At 57.5% G+C, this 221-nt stretch carries 1 protein-coding gene; it reads left to right on the top strand.

Features of this window, described 5'->3' with window-relative positions; translation table 11 throughout:
- The coding region (locus ACM0OP_RS24545) for a hypothetical protein (RefSeq protein WP_414531005.1) at positions 1-221 on the top strand (221 nt) is incomplete at both ends.

Raw genomic sequence — 221 nt, 5'->3', positions numbered from 1 at the left:
ATCTGGTGACCGTTCAGCGCGTCGAGATCCAGACGAGATCAGAGAACTTCAACTTCATCTTCAAGAACCCGACCGACGACGACATCTACGAGAGCATCTACGGGCTCCTGCCGGACATCCTGCTGTTCCTGTCTCATGTGATCATGGAGCTCTTCCAGCGTATCGCTCCGTCAGAGCCTGGCGGGCGACGCGCGTTCGAGGTCAGATCGACGTACGGCTTC

This window comes from Nodularia chucula CCY0103 (assembly GCF_963923915.1).
GTDB classification, from domain to species: domain Bacteria; phylum Cyanobacteriota; class Cyanobacteriia; order Cyanobacteriales; family Nostocaceae; genus Nodularia; species Nodularia chucula.
The sequence above is the reverse complement of the archived record's forward strand: the minus strand, read 5'-3'. Positions and strand labels throughout refer to the sequence as shown.